Source organism: Paenibacillus sp. 2KB_22, assembly GCF_052115745.1.
GTDB lineage: Bacteria > Bacillota > Bacilli > Paenibacillales > Paenibacillaceae > Paenibacillus.
This window is the reverse complement of the sequence record NZ_JBFRHG010000001.1, coordinates 1,414,043-1,432,846: the sequence shown is the minus strand read 5'-3', so window position 1 is coordinate 1,432,846 and position 18,804 is coordinate 1,414,043. Positions and strand designations below refer to the sequence as shown.

The following is an 18,804-nucleotide window of genomic DNA, read 5'->3' as shown; positions in this document are numbered from 1 at the left end:
AATACACACTCCTTCATGAAATAGGTATCGGATGCAGATTAATGACTGTTTGGATACCTTTGGCATTAGACTGTGCATTTTGAGGTTTTTCATACCCTTTTCAATAAAAAATGTTTAATCATTACGTATCTTGCACACAATAGAACTATCGTAAGCTCCGCGAATGAGCAGGAGCGAAGGAGGCAGATGTTATGGCCAAAAGTGATGAATTGGTAAAATACATTACACAGCGGGTTGTTCATTATATCGATACGCCGAAGGATGAGCGGAAAGGTCGCGCCAAAAGGAAAGAGCCTTGGACAATGAAGTGGTTCGGTATGATTCCGTTCGCTGTATCCCTGTGGGTGGGAAAAAAGGAAAAAGATTTGGATACACCTTCTCATAAACGAAGTTCTTCAGGCAAAGGATGACTAACGCTTACCTGTTTCACTAATGTAAATTCAAAAGACGCCATCCCTATAATACATGGGACGGCGTCTTATTTGTTGTGAATGTTGTAAGGTATTATAACTTGATCTGAATGGACTTTTATTTTTTAGTACGAGCTACTTAGCGGGCCTAAGAATCAAGGCTTCAAGATGTAAAACTGACCGTCTAGTTGTAAAGTGCTCAAAGGCACAAAGCGTTGAATGGATGTTTTTCCACCTAGCGCTACATATAGAATGGACTCTGCTTTCTGATCTGTATGCCATAGCTGATAACCGCTAACGGGTAGAGGACCGCCGTATACGACGTTACGATCATCTGCTGAGAAAACAATCTCTTGATTCTCCTCGTGTTGTATCACATCTTGTACCCGATTGGCAACAATAGGTTTGGATGTCATCCACAACAGATTGTCAGCCGGATTGAAGGCGGGTCGCAGATGAAGTGGACCGACTGAACCAGAAGGAGCAGTGGATAAATTAGTTATGCTCGCAGAGCCCTGTCTGGAATCAGCCTCCAAAAGCTTCAGTAACTCGGAGGGTAGTACATCACCGTTCGTAGCATCAATATAAAGTGCAGGCTGGTTGGGTTGTTCCACTTTCCAATAAGCCAGCAGGGGAAGAGCGTAACCAAGATGAAGCTCTCCTCCACCAGCAAGCAACGCCTCAAGGTTCACATGTTGTCGATCCAAGGCTTGTCCAAGAAGTTCATTGTTGTATGGTGACTGCTCTCCTTGACCATATTCACTAAGTATCAGATGTCCCTGTTCTGTGGCGGTAATAATCATATATCCAATTGGTTTCCCATCCAATGCAGCTTGCACCAGCCAGCTATGTGTACCCGGCCCCAGAGGGTAGAAGTCCAGGTCGGCGTTCTTCCAATTTGCTTCGGCGTTTGCCGTACCAAGTGTAACAGCTTGTTGCTCTGCAAATCGTTGTACCGCAGCGGGAACTAGCTTGTCATTCTGGAATGCATGATGTTCGGGACTATATTCTGTGGATGATGCGAAAGATCGTGAAGACGTTTTTTGTTCTTCAGCATTGGCTATCGACCAAAAGGAGAATAGGACAAGACAACTGAGCAAACCCAAGATCATACAGGTTGTTTTCCGAGCGTTGTTCCAACACGTATGGAAGAGCCGTTTCAAATTCACACCTACTTTTCATTTATCCGTTACCTGAAGGGTCCTAGTTTCATTCTAGGGGACAGGCTCTGCAAAGGTTGCCGCAACCTGTCGGGTAGCTGATCATGAATAAACACTACTTTTGCCAGCATTTGCAGGAAAAGTAGTGTCTTCGTCTATCTTAAGTGAAACATGCCGCTGCTAATCGCAGTCACTTTCACTTTGGGTTCATATTGCCAGATCATCTCGGTCCGGCGTGTCTCGTATTGCAATTTCATGGCTTCACGATCGATTACCGCCTGTTTGGCTTTCTCTTCTTCGGCATCTGTCTCGGTATCGATCGGCACAACGGCCTCTGCGGCCAGTTCTACATCTGCTCCATTGGGTTTAGCGTTAGGTATATCCAGAACTTTTTTTAGTGGTACAGGTGGTGTGCGGTTAGAATGGACACTTTCCATGCCTGAGGCTGTGTTACCTGTTAATTCTACCTCAGGGGTATCTTCTCGGAGTACTGCTTCATAATAGGTGTCCAACACGTCCAGTTCCAGATCAAGTCGCTCTTGGGCTTTCTCGGCCCAGCTATAATCGAGTTCCAACAAGCGGTTCGTCAAATGAGATTCGAGAGCTGCTCCGGCATCGGATAACGAAACTTTAGCTGTCTGCACATGCATGTTCTCCGCGAGCCTTGGACTGAGATCACGTCGGTTCAGCTTGGTGCCGAATTTTTCTATAATTTCACCCGAGCGAAGGGAGATGCCGAGAAAATGCAATTCTTCCCGTTTCAAATCACAGGCGAATTCTACCTTGAAACAGACACCGAGCCAAGGCTCATATACGGCTGGCGCTGTAGCACGCAATTGCCGTTTGGCAGCCTGTTCGAACAGATTCACGAAGGCACCGCCTTCACGGGCTGCGCCGAAAATCTGTTGGAGCCTGCGACTGCCATACACCACTTCTTCACGCAATATTCGTCCTGGTCCCAGTAGTGGCATGGATGGAGTAATGCCGAAATAACGGCCCAGGATGGTTTCTTTTGGTGGCTCGCCTTGAGGACTGCCGTTGGTTACGCCATTCTTTTCAGCAGGGTCAGGTACAATTGAAGGTAATGCTTGCGCAGCTTTGGCTTCTGCTGCTTCAATAGCCTGCTGATAACTGTCAGGATCGAATATAAATGTAAAGGACATCGTCTCAGCGGGTGCTCCGGTTCGCTCCACGAACCCCCAATAATAGGGGCGATTGGTCAATGCTTTGTCCGCCTCAGGCGAAAGTTTGACTGTAACATGGGCAGGGGAACGCTCCATAATCTGACAATCGAGTGCTTCCAGATAGGTGAGGACATAAGCCTGCACTTCATGGGGAGACATGGTCATGGGTCAGCTACCTCCTTTGCGGAGATCTAACAACCCGGATACGGCAGGGCCTTCATCGGCAACCTCCCGTTGAATGGAGTTCAGCGATTGTCCAAGTGAATCCATTTTACGGCGAATATCTTCATCATTTTGTGATTCCAACATGATTTTGTACAAACTTTTCTCAATGGACTCCTTTTTCTCCAGTCGTTCCAGAATGACATCCAGCCCGCCGATCACCATCTCAAACATATTGATCTTCTCATGCAGCAGATTCAGAATATGTTCCTCAATGGTTCCGGTCGTGGATAGGTTGAAAATGTTCACATCATTTTGCTGTCCCAGCCGGTGTACCCGTCCGATTCGCTGCTCTACCCGCATAGGATTCCAAGGCAGATCGAAGTTGATCATATGATGGCAAAATTGCAGATTAATGCCCTCGCCACCCGCTTCGGTTGCAATCATGGCCTGCACACGCCCACGGAAGAGATCCATCATCCAGTCTTTTTTGCCTCGATTCATACCACCCCGATAGGGTACAGCCGTAAGCCCGTTGTTGCGGAAATAGTTCAGCAGATACTCCTGCGTGGCCCGGTATTCGGTGAAGATAATTACTTTTTCATTCATGTTCCGAATCAGTTCCATCGTTTTCTCGGCTTTGGTATTTTCCTTGATCGCTTTAATATGGGCAACGAGTTCCCAAATCTTGTCCCGAAGGGGAGAGTCCAGCGGAAGTTTCTTCGACAGATTAACCAGTGTCACGAATACCGCATCCCGACTGCTACACACTTCACGCTGCAAAGTAACAAGGGAGAGCATGCTGCTCAGGTTGCCGCCAGCTTCCTGGTACTGATCTTTAACAAAGGAAGTCACGCCATCATAAAGCGCTTGTTCTTCGGGAGATAGTTGCAGATTCACGTTGGAGACGTTCCGTTTGGTAAATTGAACGGGGCCTTCTCCGCGGCGGTTCCGAATCATGACTTTGGATAACTCGTTCTTGAGCTGTTCCTGATTTTTCGGAACTCGTTTGTCTACGACAAAGTTGGCCGCAAAGTCACCCTGACGACCCAACTGACCGGGCTTCAGCAGGTTGATCAGATTGAACAACTCACTCATATCGTTCTGCACAGGTGTAGCTGTGAGCAACAAACAATACTTTTTGCGCAATTTCAACATGAATTGATAGTTGGTTGTTTTCTTGTTTTTGAGCTTATGGGCCTCATCAATAATGATCATGTCGTAATCCGTATTCAGCAGCATATCTTTATGGGGGTCACGTTTGGCGGTATCCATGGAAGCTACAACCACTTCATTCTGCCAGGAATAGGCCTTTTTCTGGGCAATGGCAGGAATGCCAAATTTCGAATTCAGCTCCCGCACCCATTGCAGCACAAGAGAGGCAGGCACGAGAATAAGTACCTTGGATACGAGACCCCGCACCATATATTCTTTCAGAATGAGACCGGCTTCAATGGTTTTGCCAAGACCCACCTCATCGGCGAGAATGGCCCGGCCTGACATTTCAAATAATACTCTGCGTGCAGTGTCCATCTGGTGAGGGAGTGGAGTAAGGCCTTGTAGATGCTTCAAACACTGGATCTCGTCAAAATTTGGAATCAGATTGGTTTCTTCGGCTTGAATGCCCAGTTGGAAGAGTCGATAATCCCCCCAAGGGCCTCCTTTATCCAGTCGCGATTCCAACTGATTGATCCAGCTTCGATCAAATTCCAACGGAACGGGCAGTTCGGCTACGGTTTGATTCATGTGGTGCGGATTTTTCCGGTTCATGGTGCTTCCTCCCCTGCCATACGTGATGACGTTTTATTCGTAGGTAATAGTATGGACGAATGAGAGTCAGTTCATAACTATGTAAGTTATATCACAGTTTTTTGTCCCAAAAAATTCACAGGTTTTGTATGCGTAAGTCTGAGGGTGTGTGAAGAAGCTTGTTCGAGTATGGGGAGTCTATGAAGAAGGACTATGATAAAAGTCGCATGGAAAATCAATATATGGTGTATTATACTGGTTTTTAATCACTATATGTGGTATTCAGTCGTAATTTACTCTTATAGTGAAAATGCAGCGTTATTCGGGGAGGTTGAACGTAGCGATGAAATCAAACCAACGATCGTACCAATTAGAAGGACTCAGCGAAAAAATATTTCTGGACCGATACGCCTGGAAGGATGCTGACTCGAATCATGCCAAGGTCGGAGATGTGGTACTGGTATTAACAAAGGATGATCCCAAGTTTCCGACCAAGGAAGTGGGCGAAATCATTGAACGTCAGGGTCAGCTCGTACAAGTAAGGACTCGAAGCGGAGAGATCATCGAGACCAGCGTGGAGAAACTGACACTCAACATCGAAAAAACACCGGAAGAGATGTGGGACCGTCTTGCCAAAGCGATGGCTGCAGTCGAATCCACAGCGGATCAGCGGGCAAAGTGGGAGTCCAAGTTCCGCTCCGTGTTGGAAGATTGGAAGTTAGTACCCGGAGGGCGCATTGCTGCAGGAGCGGGGGCAAGCGATGAACTGACACTCTTCAATTGTTATGTCATTCCGTCTCCGCAGGACAGTCGGGGTGGCATCATGAAGACCTTGACCGAGATGACGGAGATTATGGCGCGTGGGGGAGGTGTGGGCATTAATTTGTCCTCTTTGCGTCCTCGCCGAGCTGTGGTGAAAGGTGTCAACGGATCATCAAGCGGTTCGGTATCGTGGGGTGGATTGTTCAGTTATACGACAGGACTGATTGAACAGGGCGGAAGCCGCCGGGGTGCGCTCATGCTGATGATGAATGACTGGCATCCAGATGTGCTTGATTTTATTACCGTGAAACAGACGATGGGTCAGGTGACCAATGCCAATCTGTCTGTATGTGTGAGCAATGCCTTTATGGAGGCTGTCAAGCAGGACGGAGATTGGGATTTGGTTTTCCCCGATACGAACGATCCAGACTACGACACCGAGTGGAACGGGGATATGCAGCAATGGAAAGCCGCAGGTCATTCGGTGGTGCACTATCGTACGCTGAAGGCGCGCGAAATCTGGCATACCATTATTGAATCAGCCTGGAAATCGGCAGAACCTGGTGTTGTTTTCATGGAGTACTATAACCAGATGTCCAACAGCTGGTACTTTAATCCGATCATCTGTACTAATCCTTGCGGGGAACAAGGCCTGCCTGGTTGGGGTGTATGTAATCTGTCAGCAATTAATCTGTCCAAATTCTACGATGAAACGAATGATGATGTGGCATGGGATGAACTGGCTGAAACCACTCGCATCTCGGCTAGATTTTTGGATAATGTCATCGATGCAACACCATATCATTTTGAGGAAAACAGATTGAATCAGCAGCGTGAACGCCGGGTTGGGCTTGGCACGATGGGACTGGCAGAGCTGATGATTAAGCTGCGTATAAGGTACGGCAGTTCTGAATCCCTTGAATTTCTGGATAAATTGTATGGATTCATGGCGAAGGAGGCTTATCTGGCATCGGCAGAGATTGCAGCAGAGAAGGGAGCTTTCCCTGCTTTCGAAGCTGAACCGTACTTACAGAGTGGATTCATGAAAAACATGGTTGCAACGTACCCTGAAGTAGGAGAGGCCATTCGCAAACAGGGCATTCGAAATGTCACACTGATCACACAGGCGCCAACGGGAAGTACAGGTACGATGGTGGGCACATCAACAGGGATTGAGCCGTATTTCGCCTTCAAGTATTTCCGTCAGAGCCGTCTAGGTTATGATGAACAGTTCGTACCGATTGCGCAAGATTGGCTGGATGAACATCCGGGTGAAGCTTTACCAGACTATTATGTGACGGCGATGGATCTGTCAGCTGAGAATCATATCCGTGTGCAGGCTGCGATTCAGCAATGGGTGGATAGCTCTATCTCGAAGACAGCCAACTGTCCGGCTGATTTTACGGTGGAGGATACGGCTGAGCTGTACGAACTGGCCTTCGACCTTGGCTGTAAGGGAGTAACGATATATCGTGACGGCAGCAGGGATGTGCAGGTGTTGTCCACGTCGAAGAAGGAAGAGACCCATTCCGAAGATCAGAACACGGCGGAAGCAAAAGAGAAGACGGACGTATCTGCAATAGATAACCCGAATAATATCGGAGGGCATGTAGGTGTTGGATCTTTCAGTAGCGAGGTTGATGTTGAGACTCCTTCTTCTGATCAAGCCTCTTCATCTGCTACAGTACTGGATAAACAATACAGAAGCCGCCCTCAGGTACTTCGCGGTGCCACATACAAAATTAATACGCCATTCGGGATGGCTTACATTACGATCAATGATCTGGAGGGAACACCGGGTGAAATCTTCCTGAACGTGGGCAAAGCGGGATCGGACGTGTTCGCCATGGCTGAGGCACTCGGTCGAGTATGCTCTCTGTTCCTTCGATACGGTGATCATGGGCATAAGGTTGAACTGTTGATCAAACATCTCAAGGGAATCGGCGGTTCGGGCGCGATTGGCTTCGGGGCCAACCGGGTGGAATCAATTGCTGATGCCGTCGCCAAAGCATTGGAAAGTCATGTACAGAGCAATGTGCAGGAAAACGAAACTGATGCATTGAAAGAACAGAACCAAGTGGAGAGCGCATATCCACAAGTGGAGAAGCAAAAAAACTTTATCGAATCGAGAGATTTGTGCCCTTCATGTGGCTCAGCATCCCTGATGAATGTCGAAGGATGCAAAACATGCAGCCAATGTGGGTATAGCAAGTGCAATTAAATTGGATTTGAAAAAAGAGAAAAAGAAAAGGCGTTCCATGACTCCATCAAGAGTCAGGAATGCCTCTTCGTTCATTTAGCTAACTAACACCATTCATGACTACGATCTGCCAATGTTTGCAATTCGTTGAATAGTACCCCCGCGTGATAGCCGTCGCACACGGCGTGGTGTAACTGAATAGATAAGGGCAGATAGACTTTATCGTTTTGTTGAACATATTTTCCCATCGTGAAAATAGGTAACATGTAGGTTCCCTCATTGTAAATATTCAGATTAAATCCCGTAAAGTTCACCCAGGGAATACTGGAAACGGGAAATGTATTCGGTGGTTCATTGGGTTTGGCAACTAATGATTTGTGATCTTTGTAATTGTTCATATCGTCCAGATAACGATTGTGGAACGTCTCGAAATCTTTATGGAATGCCGTCCAGATCGTTGAGAAACGTTTGTCGTCCTCATGAAAAATCGTATAGCTCGGAGACATCTCGTCCCAGTAGCCCAATCTCCCCTTAGCATCAAAACAGGTTCGAAATTCCCTGTGTACATTGATGACCGTAGAGATCATATGAATAAGAGCTGGATAGAACTTCATGCCTTTAAGTTTTATTTGAGCAATCAATAGAGTGATATCCAGATTAGCAGTTATGCTGTAGGTACATCTGACCTGATTCAAGTAGTGGTCAAAGTAAGGCTTTCGATCCCACTGATCTAACACGATTGGATTAAACATAAGTTATAACCTCCTAAATTTGAATAATGCCTTCATTTAGGAGGTATATTTGACTGATTTGACCATATCCTATCACATTCCCAGTATCGTATTTTTAGAAATTGATCCCTCTTAGTATAACATGATAATGAATGTGTCGCTTATAGCGTAATGCTCCGCAAAGCGCTTTTTCAACCTGCTGCTTTACTTTATAATGAAAGTTGTATTTATAACGAAGAAGAGAGGGGATTAGATGCGTCAGCCGATAGAAGAACCCAAATTTTATTCTTATCCTGGAATGGTAGCGGTGGTGACTTCACGTCATGAGGGAGTCCAGAATGTGATGGCGTCCGGATGGCATACATACATCGGATCATCTCCAGGCGTATATGGCATCTCCCTTCGTAAGGAAACATACTCCTATGAACTCATCGAGAAGAGTGGTGTATTCGGTGTTCATTTCCTACCAGGTCATCGATCAGAGTGGATTCAAGCTGCAGGAACGTTCAGTGGAAGAGATACGGATAAATTCACAAGATTCGGCATTCCATATGAGGAAGGAATCAAGGTAAGTGTACCTATTTTGACAGACGCTTATTTTGCCTATGAATGCAAAGTTATGGATATTACAACATATGGTGACCATGAATGGATTGCAGGCGAAGTGTTGCAGCGATATCAGGATCAGAACTACTTTCTGGAGAATGGAATGGTTGATCTGGAGAAGTTGCAAATCCCAATGTACACTGGGCGCTCAACATATCGGATCTTGGATGCAAGGACAGAAGAAAAGAATCACCCGTTCCACCTCTAGGGTCCTAGGCAAGAAGAAGCAATTATGAGCAAAACTTTCAATCCGGTCTGACATAGGTTTATAATGGATAGTGGCTGCTGAGCAAGTCGGCAGCCTTTTGTTATGAATTCAATTGTTTCAATGAACGGTTACGTGGGTATGCTGGTTTGCGCAAGCGGGACAGGTAATTTTAGCCACTCGATGAAAAGTACTATATTTAACGACAAAATTAGAGTATGATTTTACAGCTATATGAGCTGGCAGGAAAGGTTACATCGGTTTAATCGTTTGTAACTATTCCTGTAAAGTATGAGTCTTATTTCGGGCGTATAATGCTAAACGTGAACTCACGAATCAATATAAAGAATATCGTAATGATTAAAACTTAATGGACTGGCAACACGTCTTCCTTAAGACTATAGAATTCACCAAGAATGTAGCATCATCGGATCGTGCTTCGAACAGAGGCTTTTCTTATGTTGTAAATGAAAGATGGAAGGTGCAATACGTATGTTAATGACAACCAGAACGATCAGGAGTTCCTTTATGCCCCCAACACCGATGTTGTTGACTCACAGTAACAAGGAGGGGCATGCATGTCACAATCGCCTAACAATAAGCGACATATGAACGGACTGGATGGCTTGCGAGCCATCGCTGTACTTGCGGTAATCGCGTATCATCTCAATTTGGATTTTATTCCGGGCGGACTGCTCGGTGTAGGTATATTTTTTGTTCTTTCTGGATATTTAATTACAGATATTCTCGTGTCACAGTGGCAGGAACATGGACGCATTTCACTCGGTGATTTTTGGGTAAGACGGGCAAGGCGCTTGCTTCCAGGCATGCTGACCATGACAGCTGTGGTGATGATCTGGTTGGCCTGTACAGACCCATCCCGGCTCGCTGCGCTTCGTGGTGATATCGTTTCGGGTGTATTATACATAAGCAATTGGTGGTATATCTTTCACAACGTTTCCTATTTCGAAAGTTTTGGCCCTCCATCACCGTTTGGACATTTCTGGTCACTGGCTGTGGAAGAGCAATTTTATCTCATATGGCCTCTTCTACTGATCGCAGCAATCGTCGTGTTCAAAAGAAAGGGATGGCTGGTCGTTTTCATTGTCGTCGCAGCTGAGTTGTCTGCTGGCGCAATGGCCATCATGTATAATCCGGATCTGGACCCAAGCCGTGTATATTATGGAACAGACACGCGGGCATTCGCACTGCTTGCTGGTGCTGCTCTTGCCGTGGTGTGGCCTAGTCGCAAGCTCTCGACCTCTCTGCCTGGCATGAGCCGGCTTGTGCTCGATGTGTCGGGACTTGCTGCACTTGCTTTGTTAATCTACATGATGCTGAATAGCAGTGAATATGACCCGTTTCTGTATCAAGGGGGCATGGTACTTCAGGCTATAGCAACAACGTTGCTGGTAGCCGTATTGGCTCACCCATCGTCATTCCTGGCACGTATCATTGGAGCGAAGCCACTACGCTGGATTGGAGAGCGATCCTACGGATTATATCTGTGGCATTATCCTGTTATTATTTTAACTAATCCCGCGGTGGATACGGGAGGAGCACATCCTGTACGAATCATTTTACAGGTCGCTGCAACAGTTGTACTGGCCTCATTGTCCCTTAAATATATTGAAAATCCGATTCGGTACAACGGATTCCGTGATTCTTGGTCCCGATTATGGGGAAGAGGTCGGTCATCGATTGGTATACGTAATGTTTGGTGGAAGCGGGCAGGTCTGTTGATGACGATTATGCTGTTGTCCTATACGGTATCTCAGATGATGGTCTCGCATGCAGCGAATTCCGACTCCCATTCGGTATCGATGTCCACCACATTGAATGGAGAGAATTCCGTAGCAGAGGAACAGGGACAGGATGTTTTGCCAGCGATTACAGCGACACCGGGCTCAGGTCAAAAGAATGATACTACTCATAGTGATAAACCGGAAGCAGGAACGAAAGATGATCCGGGGGAAAATGAGAAGCCTACAGAAGAGTCGGCTACAGACTCCAAACCTGGGGACCAGGACAATTCAACGAATGTTGGTAAGGACGGTCAGTCTGAAGATATGCCGGCTGATGAGTCCGTGACTAACGAGAATGATACTCCGGACAACGCTGGAGCGAACCCATCCGATGGAACGGATGATGCACCTGATTCATCTCAGGACAATGAAGAAACGGCTCCTCCTGCCCAGGATGGCAAGATTCATTATACCGTCATTGGAGATTCCGTGATTTTGGATGCAAAACCTTATCTGGAGCAAAGTATATCGGGAGTGTACGTGGACGGACATGTTGGCCGACAGATGTGGCAGGCTGGCGATGTATTGGAAGGGCTGAAGCGAAACAACCAAATGGGCGGCAAGGTGGTGCTGGAGCTCGGCACGAATGGTTCCTTTAACTCCAAAAACTTGAATACGGTGCTTGATTATCTGAAGGATGAGGATCAGGTATATCTGGTGACTGTGCGCGTACCTCGTCCGTGGGAACGAACGGTGAACAGGGCATTGAATGAGGCAGCATCCAACTACAGCAATGTCTCGCTGATCGACTGGAACAGTGCAAGTGAAGGACATGACGAATACTTTGAAAAAGACGGTGTACATCTCACTACGCAAGGGTCGGAAGCTTTTGCAGAATTAGTGAAGAACAGTATCCAATAATACGTAGTCCATATTCAATAGGATTTAGCACTTATTCATTATATAGACCAGGTTCAAGCAGCCGATGGCTGCAACAAGAAAGAGCTCTCATTGTGAGGGCTCTTTTTAGTTGTTATGAACAATAAGTCAGCAATGTAAGTTCCAAACAGGGGAACCGATATTTTTCACCCCTGCATCCGTGGATCGTCACCTTACGGTATGATAACGTTACCATTTACAATAAGTGTAATCAAATCGCCGAGGGGGAATATAGAGATGTTGAAAAAATGGCTTTCGGGTTTTCTAGCAATAACGTTGTTCTCCATTATTCTTGCTGGCTGTGCTGGCGGAGACACTTCAGAAGGAGGCAGCGGCAATGACAAAGTAACCGTCACACTCTGGCACAACTGGACTGGACAGGATGCAAAGGCGGTTGCCATGCGCCAAATTATTGAAGATTTTCGCGCCGCACATCCAGATATTGAAGTCGTGGATGAAGGACTGCCTACAGATGGTCTCAAAACCCGGCTTCGCACGGTGGCAGCTGCCAACGAGATGCCAGACCTGTTCGTGATGTGGCCGGATGCCATGACTAAGGAATTTGTAAAAGGGGACCTGTTACAGCCTATTAATGCAGAGCTGGACGCGAAGCCGGAGTGGAAAGACAACTTTATTCCGAATGCATTAGATGGATACACAGTGGACGGAAATATCTATTCTGTGCCCATGAATCTGGCGCCGAGTTCCTTCATCTATTACAATGAAGCTCTTTTCAAGCAGTACAACGTGAAAGTGCCTGAGACTTGGGCGGAACTGGAACAAACGATTGCTACGTTTAATCAAAATAAAGTCATTCCCATGGCGCTTGGCAACAAGGCCAACTGGGTAGCACAATCGACCATATTCAGTACCCTGGCCGACCGGATCACCGGCACAGACTGGTTCCTCAAAGCGACGGCACAGGATGGTGCAAGTTTTACCGATCCACCATTTATTGAAGCCCTGAACAAAATGCAGGAGCTTGGCAACAGCAAGGCGTTCCAGGATGGATTCAACAGTATCGATGAGACACAGATGATGCAGCTTTATTTTCAAGGTAAGGCAGCGATGGTCATGAACGGCGGATGGGCCTTGGCTAATCTGGTGAACAATGCACCTGAAGAGGTGCTGAACAACACACATATTACAATCCTTCCTCCAGTGGACGGAGGTAAGGGAGAACCAAGAACAACATCCGGTGTTGTGGGAACCGGGTTGGGTGTAAGTAAAAAGCTGAGCGGTGCACAAAAAGAGGCGGCGATGGAGCTGTTCTACGCACTGGCAGGACCAGATGGTCAGAAGGCCACATTGGATAGCAGCACATTGGTGAGTTACAAGATCGATCTGGACAAAACCAAGGCGCATCCATTGTTCGTTGAATTATATGATCTGATGCAGGAAGTAAATATTACGCCAGTATACGATTCCAAGCTGGGATCGGCAACGGTTGAGGTTATTAACAATGCTTTGCAAGAGTTGCTCATGGGAGGTAAAGCCGAAGATATTGCGGCCAAAATTCAGGCGGCTCAAGCCAATGCAGTTAGTCAGTAATCATGCGTCAAACTAGATAGCGATTGCGATGCGATGAAGATTCAATGAACTCATCACATCGCATCGCATATTAGCTGGTTATTCGTTAAAACCCCTTCCCGGCAGGGGAGGGGTCTTTAAGTATGGATAACATAGTCAGTTGCAGTTCAGTACAGACATTTATGGAAGGGAAGTGAACAGATGAACGCACTGCGCAGTCGGCGTTTTATTATGCTGGGTCTGGCCCCGGCAGTTATCATTTATGCATTGTTTGTATTTGTACCGGTCGTATGGTCGGCGTACTATGGTTTCTTCAACTGGTCCGGCATCGGCGCATCCAAATATATTGGTATGGATAATTACGTAGAGATCTGGCACGATCCTGTATTTTGGCGGGCACTGAAAAATAACGTTATTTTTGTGTTGGCATCCGTATTTGGACAAATTCCGTTAGCACTGATGCTCGCGGTCATATTACACAAAAGTAATCCACTACAGCGATTTCTACGCTCAGCCGTATTTCTGCCGATGGTACTATCCACTGTAGTGATCGGTATGATCTGGCAGTATATCTATCATCCGCAGATCGGGATATTGAACTTTCTGCTGGATGCACTGGGGTTGGAGAGTTGGAAGCTGCAATGGCTTTCCGATGACAAGATTGCCATTTTCTCATTGGTACCGCCGCTACTCTGGAGCTTTGTGGGGTTGTATCTGATTATCTTCATCTCCGCACTGCAGAATATTCCAGCCGAGATTCATGATGCCGCCAAAATAGACGGTGCTTCAGGCATCCGAAAGCTGGTATCCGTCTCTTTGCCCATGATCTGGGGGACGGTTCAGGTTGCGATCATTCTATGTATCTCGGGTAGTCTGAAATCCTTCGATCTGGTCTACATCATGACCAAGGGTGGTCCGGCACATGCAACAGAACTGCTCGCAACGTATATGTACAATTCGACCTTTACAACATACCGTTATGGTTTCGGTAGTGCGATCTCAACAACCATCGTACTGATCTCCCTGCTGCTGATCGGAACAAGCCAGTGGGTGACCAGTCGCAAACGAAAAGAGAATCAATAGAGAGGAGGAGCTATCATGCGTGCGACACCTATATCCATGCCATCACCACGAAGCGGCTCGGGCCATCCGATTCGCCGCCTCCGCAGCGGAATTGTTTGGACGCTGCTAACGGTCTATGGTATTTTAACATTGTATCCGTTCTACTGGCTCGTGATTAGTGCGTTCAAAACGAATGAAGATTTCTATAGCAGGCCCTTTGGTCTGCCGGAAAACTGGAATGTAGCCAATTTCAGCAATGCATGGGAAAGCTCCAGGCTGGGGACTGCTTTTGGCAATTCACTCATTGTATCGATTGGATCACTTATTCTGACGCTGTTTATTGCAGCGCTGTCTTCATTCATTCTGGCTCGTTTCCAGTTTCGCTGGAAAGGGTTAATCATGACCTTCTTTGTTGTAGGTATGCTCATTCCGATCCATAGTACACTTGTCCCTTTATTCATTTTGATGAAACAGATGTCCCTGCTAAATACGTATTGGGCATTAATATTACCTTATACGGCTTTTGCATTGCCTACAGCTATTTTCGTGCTTACTGCCTATCTGACAAGTGTTCCACGTGATATTGAAGAGGCAGCATTCATTGATGGAACAGGACTTTGGGGGCTGTTTACCCGAATCATGCTGCCCATGTCCGTACCTGCGTTATCTACGGTTACGATTCTGAGTTTCCTGCATGCGTGGAATGACTTTTCATTTGCGCTTGTATTCATCAACAAGACCGGATTGAAAACGTTACCGCTGGCCATTGCGAACTTTGCGGACGGGTATCAAACCGATTACGGGTTAACACTTGCTGCCATGACCCTGTCGGTCATTCCAACCATTATCTTGTATCTCGTATTCCAGGAACAGGTTATGAAAGGCATGACAGCCGGAGCTGTTAAAGGATAAGCGAAAGCGCATCCAGAGGAGGAGAAACGTTTGGCACGCTGGCTCACATCTTCGTTACAAAGGAAGCTATCCGTCGTTGTGACGGCTTCAATGATTGTGCCATTGCTGGCTTTGGGTCTGTTCGCCTTTCTAATCTCTTCCCGCATCACGGAGCAAAAAACAAAACTGTCCGGCATGGATACGCTGAAGCAGGTGGAAGCCAATCTTCGTTATATGCTGCAGGATGCCGAGAACCTGTCCATTTTCCTGATTGGAGAACGGGATATTCAGCACTATCTTAGCCAAAATGAAGATCACGAGATGGACAGAGTGGATATCTTGGGCAGGATGACCAATCTGGCTGCTTCCAAGAAATATATCGCCAACATCGCCATATATCCAGGACGTTTTGATGCCACATTGTCGACTGCTACCTGGTATGAATCCAGTGAATTCAACCTGTCCTATCCTTCTGTTCCTAGTGGTGAAGCAGTTAAACAATGGACGGGGGTATACCCGGTCCAGAATTATGCCGGTATACAAAATGTGATCACATTGGTTCGACCGATTCGCAGTATCCATGATTATCGGCCTATCGGCTGGTTAGCCATTAGTCTGGATGAGAAGGCCATATCCAAGGGATGGGCCGCTCTGGGATTAGGCAGAGGGCAAGGCAGATTGGAACTCATCGGCAGTTCTGGAGAGATTCTCTCTTCGATGGACAAATCCCGTCTTGGACTTAAGCTGGAAGATGTCGAGCCAGGGGTCACAACGTTAATTCAGGCTGGTGGTAGCGGAACGACCACGCATGGCAGTGGTGAGGATAAACGGACGGTGCTCTATTATCCGGAAGAATTGACAGGTTGGACGTTGGTCGGAACGGTCCCATATGACCAGTACAAGTCCGAGAATCGGTATATTCTTATTCTGACCGGGTGCGCCGTTGCCATGTCTGCTGCGATCAGTGCAGGCTTGGTCTGGTTTACGGTGCGGCGTGTGACGCGGCCGCTTCGCGTGCTTACCAGACATCTGTCCCGAATTGATCCGGAACGTCCTCTTCCGCTGTTTCGATCTGAGAGTGATGACGAGATTGGCAGGCTTGGGGAGAGTTACAATCTGCTCGGTTCACATATTCAGTTATTGAAGGAAGAGGTTATTCGCGGTGAGGCTCGCAAAAAAGAAGCGGATCTTCGGGTGCTTCAGGCGCAGATTAATCCGCACTTCCTGTATAACACGCTTTCTTCAATTCACTGGATTGCCTTGATGTCTGAAGAGAAGCGGATCGCGGACATGGTTGAGGGCTTGAGTGATTTTCTGCGCATCAGCTTAAACAATGGTCAGGATTATTATCCTGTGGAACAGGAGATTGCTCATATCCGCCATTATGTGCGTGTGCAGTCCATTCGTTTCCCTGATCAATTCGTCTTGCATTATATCGTTGATCCAGCGCTTGAGAAGCGAATGATGCTGAAGCTGTTGCTGCAACCGCTCGTTGAGAATGCCATGATTCATGGCATTCAGCCCAAAGCAGGCGTGGGCACCATCACCATAATGATTCGCAAGGACCCGGATAATGAACAGATGAATGTGCTGGTACTGGATGATGGTGTCGGCATGGAGCCAGACAGATTGGAGCAATTAAGGATAAGCATTAGGGAATGGAAGGGAAAACAGCCGGAAAAACAGTTAAACCAAGGCGGTTATGGACTCTGCAATGTGAATGAGAGGCTGCTGCTCCATTATGGAGCGGATGCACAGCTTGAAGTGGACAGCAGGGTTGGGGGAGGTACCCGGATTTCGTTTTCCATTCCAATCTTGGAGGGTTCGCCATGAGACTATTAATTGTGGATGATGAAGTGATTATCCGTACAGGGCTTGCTAGCGTTATCGCTTGGCATGAACTCGGAATTGAACTTCTTCAACCTGCTGCCTCGGCAGAGGAGGCGTTAACACGCATGGCAGAGGAACGTCCGCATATCCTGATGACGGATATTCGGATGACAGGCAGATCAGGGTTGGAACTGGCAGAAGAGGGTCTGCGATTGTTACCTGAGCTGGAAGTCATTATTTTGTCCGGATACGATGACTTTTCTTATGCGCAGCAGGCGATACGCCAAGGTGTTACAGATTATCTGCTCAAAACAAGCAAGCCGGAAGAGATTATCAAGACCGTATTACAGGCCAAACAACGGATCACGGAACGTTGGGCAGAGAAGTCCAGAGAGGGACAGCTTATGCGGGAGAATCGGGAGCGGTTATTTGCCGGTTGGATCATTGACGGTGACACCGCTTCGGGCCAATTTCCTTCATTTCTGCGATCTGATGCTGGAATAGAGGCAGCGGATGATGGCCTTGATGATGAACAGATTCGCAGACAAGTCATTGTTCTTCGAGCAGAGGGTTGGGATCGATCCTCGGATGCGCTATTACGATTTGCGGTGCAGAATACCCTCGAGGATATGCTACCGGGTGCCATTGCACATGTAGAGAAACAGCAAATTATATGTGTAGTTTCATGGCCGCCTGTAGATCTGGAATATCCGTTCAGGCTGGAGGGTGCATTACGTCGGGTGGAGCAATTACTGAAGTGCACTCTGCGTGCAGCAGTAGGTCTGCCTGTGCGTGGATATGCAGATCTGCACGAAAGCTACCGAACTGCTTCAGCTGCTTTCCGATATCGGGGGTTGATGGATGATAAAGTATGGCACTATGAGCACGTTCAGGATCGCCAAGGTGGTAAAACTGTACTTACGCACGAAGAGGAGACCACACTTGGTTCAATATTGCTGGATAATGATTCAGTGAGGTTAACGACATGGACGCGAGAACTGGTGGCTAGTCTTATTACAGAACCGGAGGTCACGCCAGAATCGTTCAGTGCTTGTCTGCACTCAGCCGTTATTGCAGGTCATCGCTGGCTGACTCGCACAATGCGAGCCACAGGGCGTGAAGAACCCGCAAGGCTCGAGCCATGGTTGCCGGAACCGGATGCCGAAGCTGCGGAGCTCGGGGATATGCTGTTCCATCATCTGTATGGTCTGATGCATGTCTATCATAGCCGAATGGGTCAGGGACAGGCTGCCCATGTGCAAAAGGCTATTGGTTATATTGAATCATCACTGGCACAAGATATTAATCTACAGCAGGTAGCTGGACATGTTCATTTGCATCCGGGTCACCTCAGTGAACTGTTTAAAAAAGAAATGGGTGTGACCTTTGGAGATTTTGTCACCGATATGCGTATACGAAGAGCGATGGATATGCTCGCGGTGTCTCCAGCGAAGGTCAGTGAAGTTGCTGCCATCAGCGGCTACGAAGACGTGAAATATTTTAGCAGGCTGTTCAAAAAACATACCGGTAAGACCCCGAGTGAATATCGCGAAGAGGCGTTGTCGTTCAAGTCTTCGGGAAGTTAGAAATAGCAGATTAGGAAGCATGCATTGCCTTTTTGCAAACGTTTTCGATAGG

At 47.2% G+C, this 18,804-nt stretch carries 13 protein-coding genes; 9 read left to right on the top strand and 4 right to left on the bottom strand.

Annotated features, from left to right (window positions below):
- The first annotated feature begins 191 nt into the window (after window positions 1–191).
- Window positions 192–410, top strand: coding sequence for a YqzE family protein (locus AB4111_RS06075; RefSeq protein WP_253433408.1), 219 nt, complete (start codon window positions 192–194; stop codon window positions 408–410).
- A 155-nt stretch (window positions 411–565) separates the two neighbouring features.
- Here the strand turns inward: AB4111_RS06075 and AB4111_RS06070 are convergent, their stop codons facing one another.
- The 3 genes from AB4111_RS06070 to AB4111_RS06060 all read right to left on the bottom strand — a co-directional run bounded on the left by AB4111_RS06070 (window position 566) and on the right by AB4111_RS06060 (window position 4,686).
- The gene (locus tag AB4111_RS06070) at window positions 566–1,522 is read right to left on the bottom strand and encodes a hypothetical protein (RefSeq protein WP_442030845.1); all 957 of its coding nucleotides are present in this window, start codon (window positions 1,520–1,522) and stop codon (window positions 566–568) included.
- A 203-nt stretch (window positions 1,523–1,725) separates the two neighbouring features.
- Complete coding sequence (locus AB4111_RS06065; protein WP_442030844.1) at window positions 1,726–2,919, bottom strand: YqhG family protein; 1,194 nt, start codon at window positions 2,917–2,919, stop codon at window positions 1,726–1,728.
- 3 nt (window positions 2,920–2,922) lie between these two features.
- Window positions 2,923–4,686 (bottom strand): DEAD/DEAH box helicase, encoded by a 1,764-nt coding sequence (locus AB4111_RS06060; RefSeq protein ID WP_253433417.1) that lies wholly within the window; start codon window positions 4,684–4,686, stop codon window positions 2,923–2,925.
- Between the two features lie 322 nt (window positions 4,687–5,008).
- Here AB4111_RS06060 and AB4111_RS06055 point away from each other — a divergent pair, with 322 nt between their 5' ends.
- Entirely contained in the window at window positions 5,009–7,648 is a 2,640-nt protein-coding gene (locus AB4111_RS06055; RefSeq protein ID WP_442030843.1) for an adenosylcobalamin-dependent ribonucleoside-diphosphate reductase, read from the top strand.
- Window positions 7,649–7,731: 83 nt separating this feature from the next.
- On the opposite strand, the gene catA is transcribed toward AB4111_RS06055, so the two are convergent.
- Window positions 7,732–8,379, bottom strand: coding sequence for a type A chloramphenicol O-acetyltransferase (gene catA, locus AB4111_RS06050; protein ID WP_442030842.1), 648 nt, complete (start codon window positions 8,377–8,379; stop codon window positions 7,732–7,734).
- Between the two features lie 232 nt (window positions 8,380–8,611).
- On the opposite strand from catA, the gene AB4111_RS06045 reads away from it, so the two are divergent.
- From AB4111_RS06045 to AB4111_RS06015, 7 genes are all read left to right on the top strand, one after another.
- Window positions 8,612–9,172 carry a flavin reductase family protein gene (locus AB4111_RS06045; protein WP_442030841.1) on the top strand — a complete coding sequence of 187 codons (561 nt, stop codon included), beginning with the start codon at window positions 8,612–8,614 and terminating at the stop codon, window positions 9,170–9,172.
- Window positions 9,173–9,747: 575 nt separating this feature from the next.
- Window positions 9,748–11,835 carry an acyltransferase family protein gene (locus AB4111_RS06040; RefSeq protein WP_442030840.1) on the top strand — a complete coding sequence of 696 codons (2,088 nt, stop codon included), beginning with the start codon at window positions 9,748–9,750 and terminating at the stop codon, window positions 11,833–11,835.
- Between the two features lie 255 nt (window positions 11,836–12,090).
- Window positions 12,091–13,404: an extracellular solute-binding protein gene (locus AB4111_RS06035; protein ID WP_442030839.1), complete on the top strand. Its 1,314-nt coding sequence runs from the start codon at window positions 12,091–12,093 to the stop codon at window positions 13,402–13,404.
- A 180-nt stretch (window positions 13,405–13,584) separates the two neighbouring features.
- Window positions 13,585–14,466 carry a carbohydrate ABC transporter permease gene (locus AB4111_RS06030; RefSeq protein ID WP_442030838.1) on the top strand — a complete coding sequence of 294 codons (882 nt, stop codon included), beginning with the start codon at window positions 13,585–13,587 and terminating at the stop codon, window positions 14,464–14,466.
- Between the two features lie 36 nt (window positions 14,467–14,502).
- The gene (locus AB4111_RS06025) at window positions 14,503–15,357 is read left to right on the top strand and encodes a carbohydrate ABC transporter permease (RefSeq protein ID WP_442031587.1); all 855 of its coding nucleotides are present in this window, start codon (window positions 14,503–14,505) and stop codon (window positions 15,355–15,357) included.
- Between the two features lie 30 nt (window positions 15,358–15,387).
- Window positions 15,388–17,169, top strand: coding sequence for a cache domain-containing sensor histidine kinase (locus AB4111_RS06020; protein WP_442030837.1), 1,782 nt, complete (start codon window positions 15,388–15,390; stop codon window positions 17,167–17,169).
- A complete protein-coding gene (locus AB4111_RS06015; RefSeq protein WP_442030836.1) occupies window positions 17,166–18,752 on the top strand; it encodes a helix-turn-helix domain-containing protein in 1,587 nt (528 codons plus the stop codon). Before AB4111_RS06020 ends, AB4111_RS06015 begins: the two co-directional genes overlap by 4 nt.
- Window positions 18,753–18,804 lie beyond the last annotated feature (52 nt).

Bases quoted from the DNA above. Each gene is read 5' to 3' on its own strand.
- AB4111_RS06075 (WP_253433408.1), top strand. From the start codon at position 192: ATGGCCAAAAGTGATGAATTGGTAAAATACATTACACAGCGGGTTGTT.
- AB4111_RS06070 (WP_442030845.1), bottom strand. From the start codon at position 1,522: ATGATCTTGGGTTTGCTCAGTTGTCTTGTCCTATTCTCCTTTTGGTCG.
- AB4111_RS06065 (WP_442030844.1), bottom strand. From the start codon at position 2,919: ATGACCATGTCTCCCCATGAAGTGCAGGCTTATGTCCTCACCTATCTG.
- AB4111_RS06060 (WP_253433417.1), bottom strand. From the start codon at position 4,686: ATGAACCGGAAAAATCCGCACCACATGAATCAAACCGTAGCCGAACTG.
- AB4111_RS06055 (WP_442030843.1), top strand. From the start codon at position 5,009: ATGAAATCAAACCAACGATCGTACCAATTAGAAGGACTCAGCGAAAAA.
- catA (WP_442030842.1), bottom strand. From the start codon at position 8,379: ATGTTTAATCCAATCGTGTTAGATCAGTGGGATCGAAAGCCTTACTTT.
- AB4111_RS06045 (WP_442030841.1), top strand. From the start codon at position 8,612: ATGCGTCAGCCGATAGAAGAACCCAAATTTTATTCTTATCCTGGAATG.
- AB4111_RS06040 (WP_442030840.1), top strand. From the start codon at position 9,748: ATGTCACAATCGCCTAACAATAAGCGACATATGAACGGACTGGATGGC.
- AB4111_RS06035 (WP_442030839.1), top strand. From the start codon at position 12,091: ATGTTGAAAAAATGGCTTTCGGGTTTTCTAGCAATAACGTTGTTCTCC.
- AB4111_RS06030 (WP_442030838.1), top strand. From the start codon at position 13,585: ATGAACGCACTGCGCAGTCGGCGTTTTATTATGCTGGGTCTGGCCCCG.
- AB4111_RS06025 (WP_442031587.1), top strand. From the start codon at position 14,503: ATGCCATCACCACGAAGCGGCTCGGGCCATCCGATTCGCCGCCTCCGC.
- AB4111_RS06015 (WP_442030836.1), top strand. From the start codon at position 17,166: ATGAGACTATTAATTGTGGATGATGAAGTGATTATCCGTACAGGGCTT.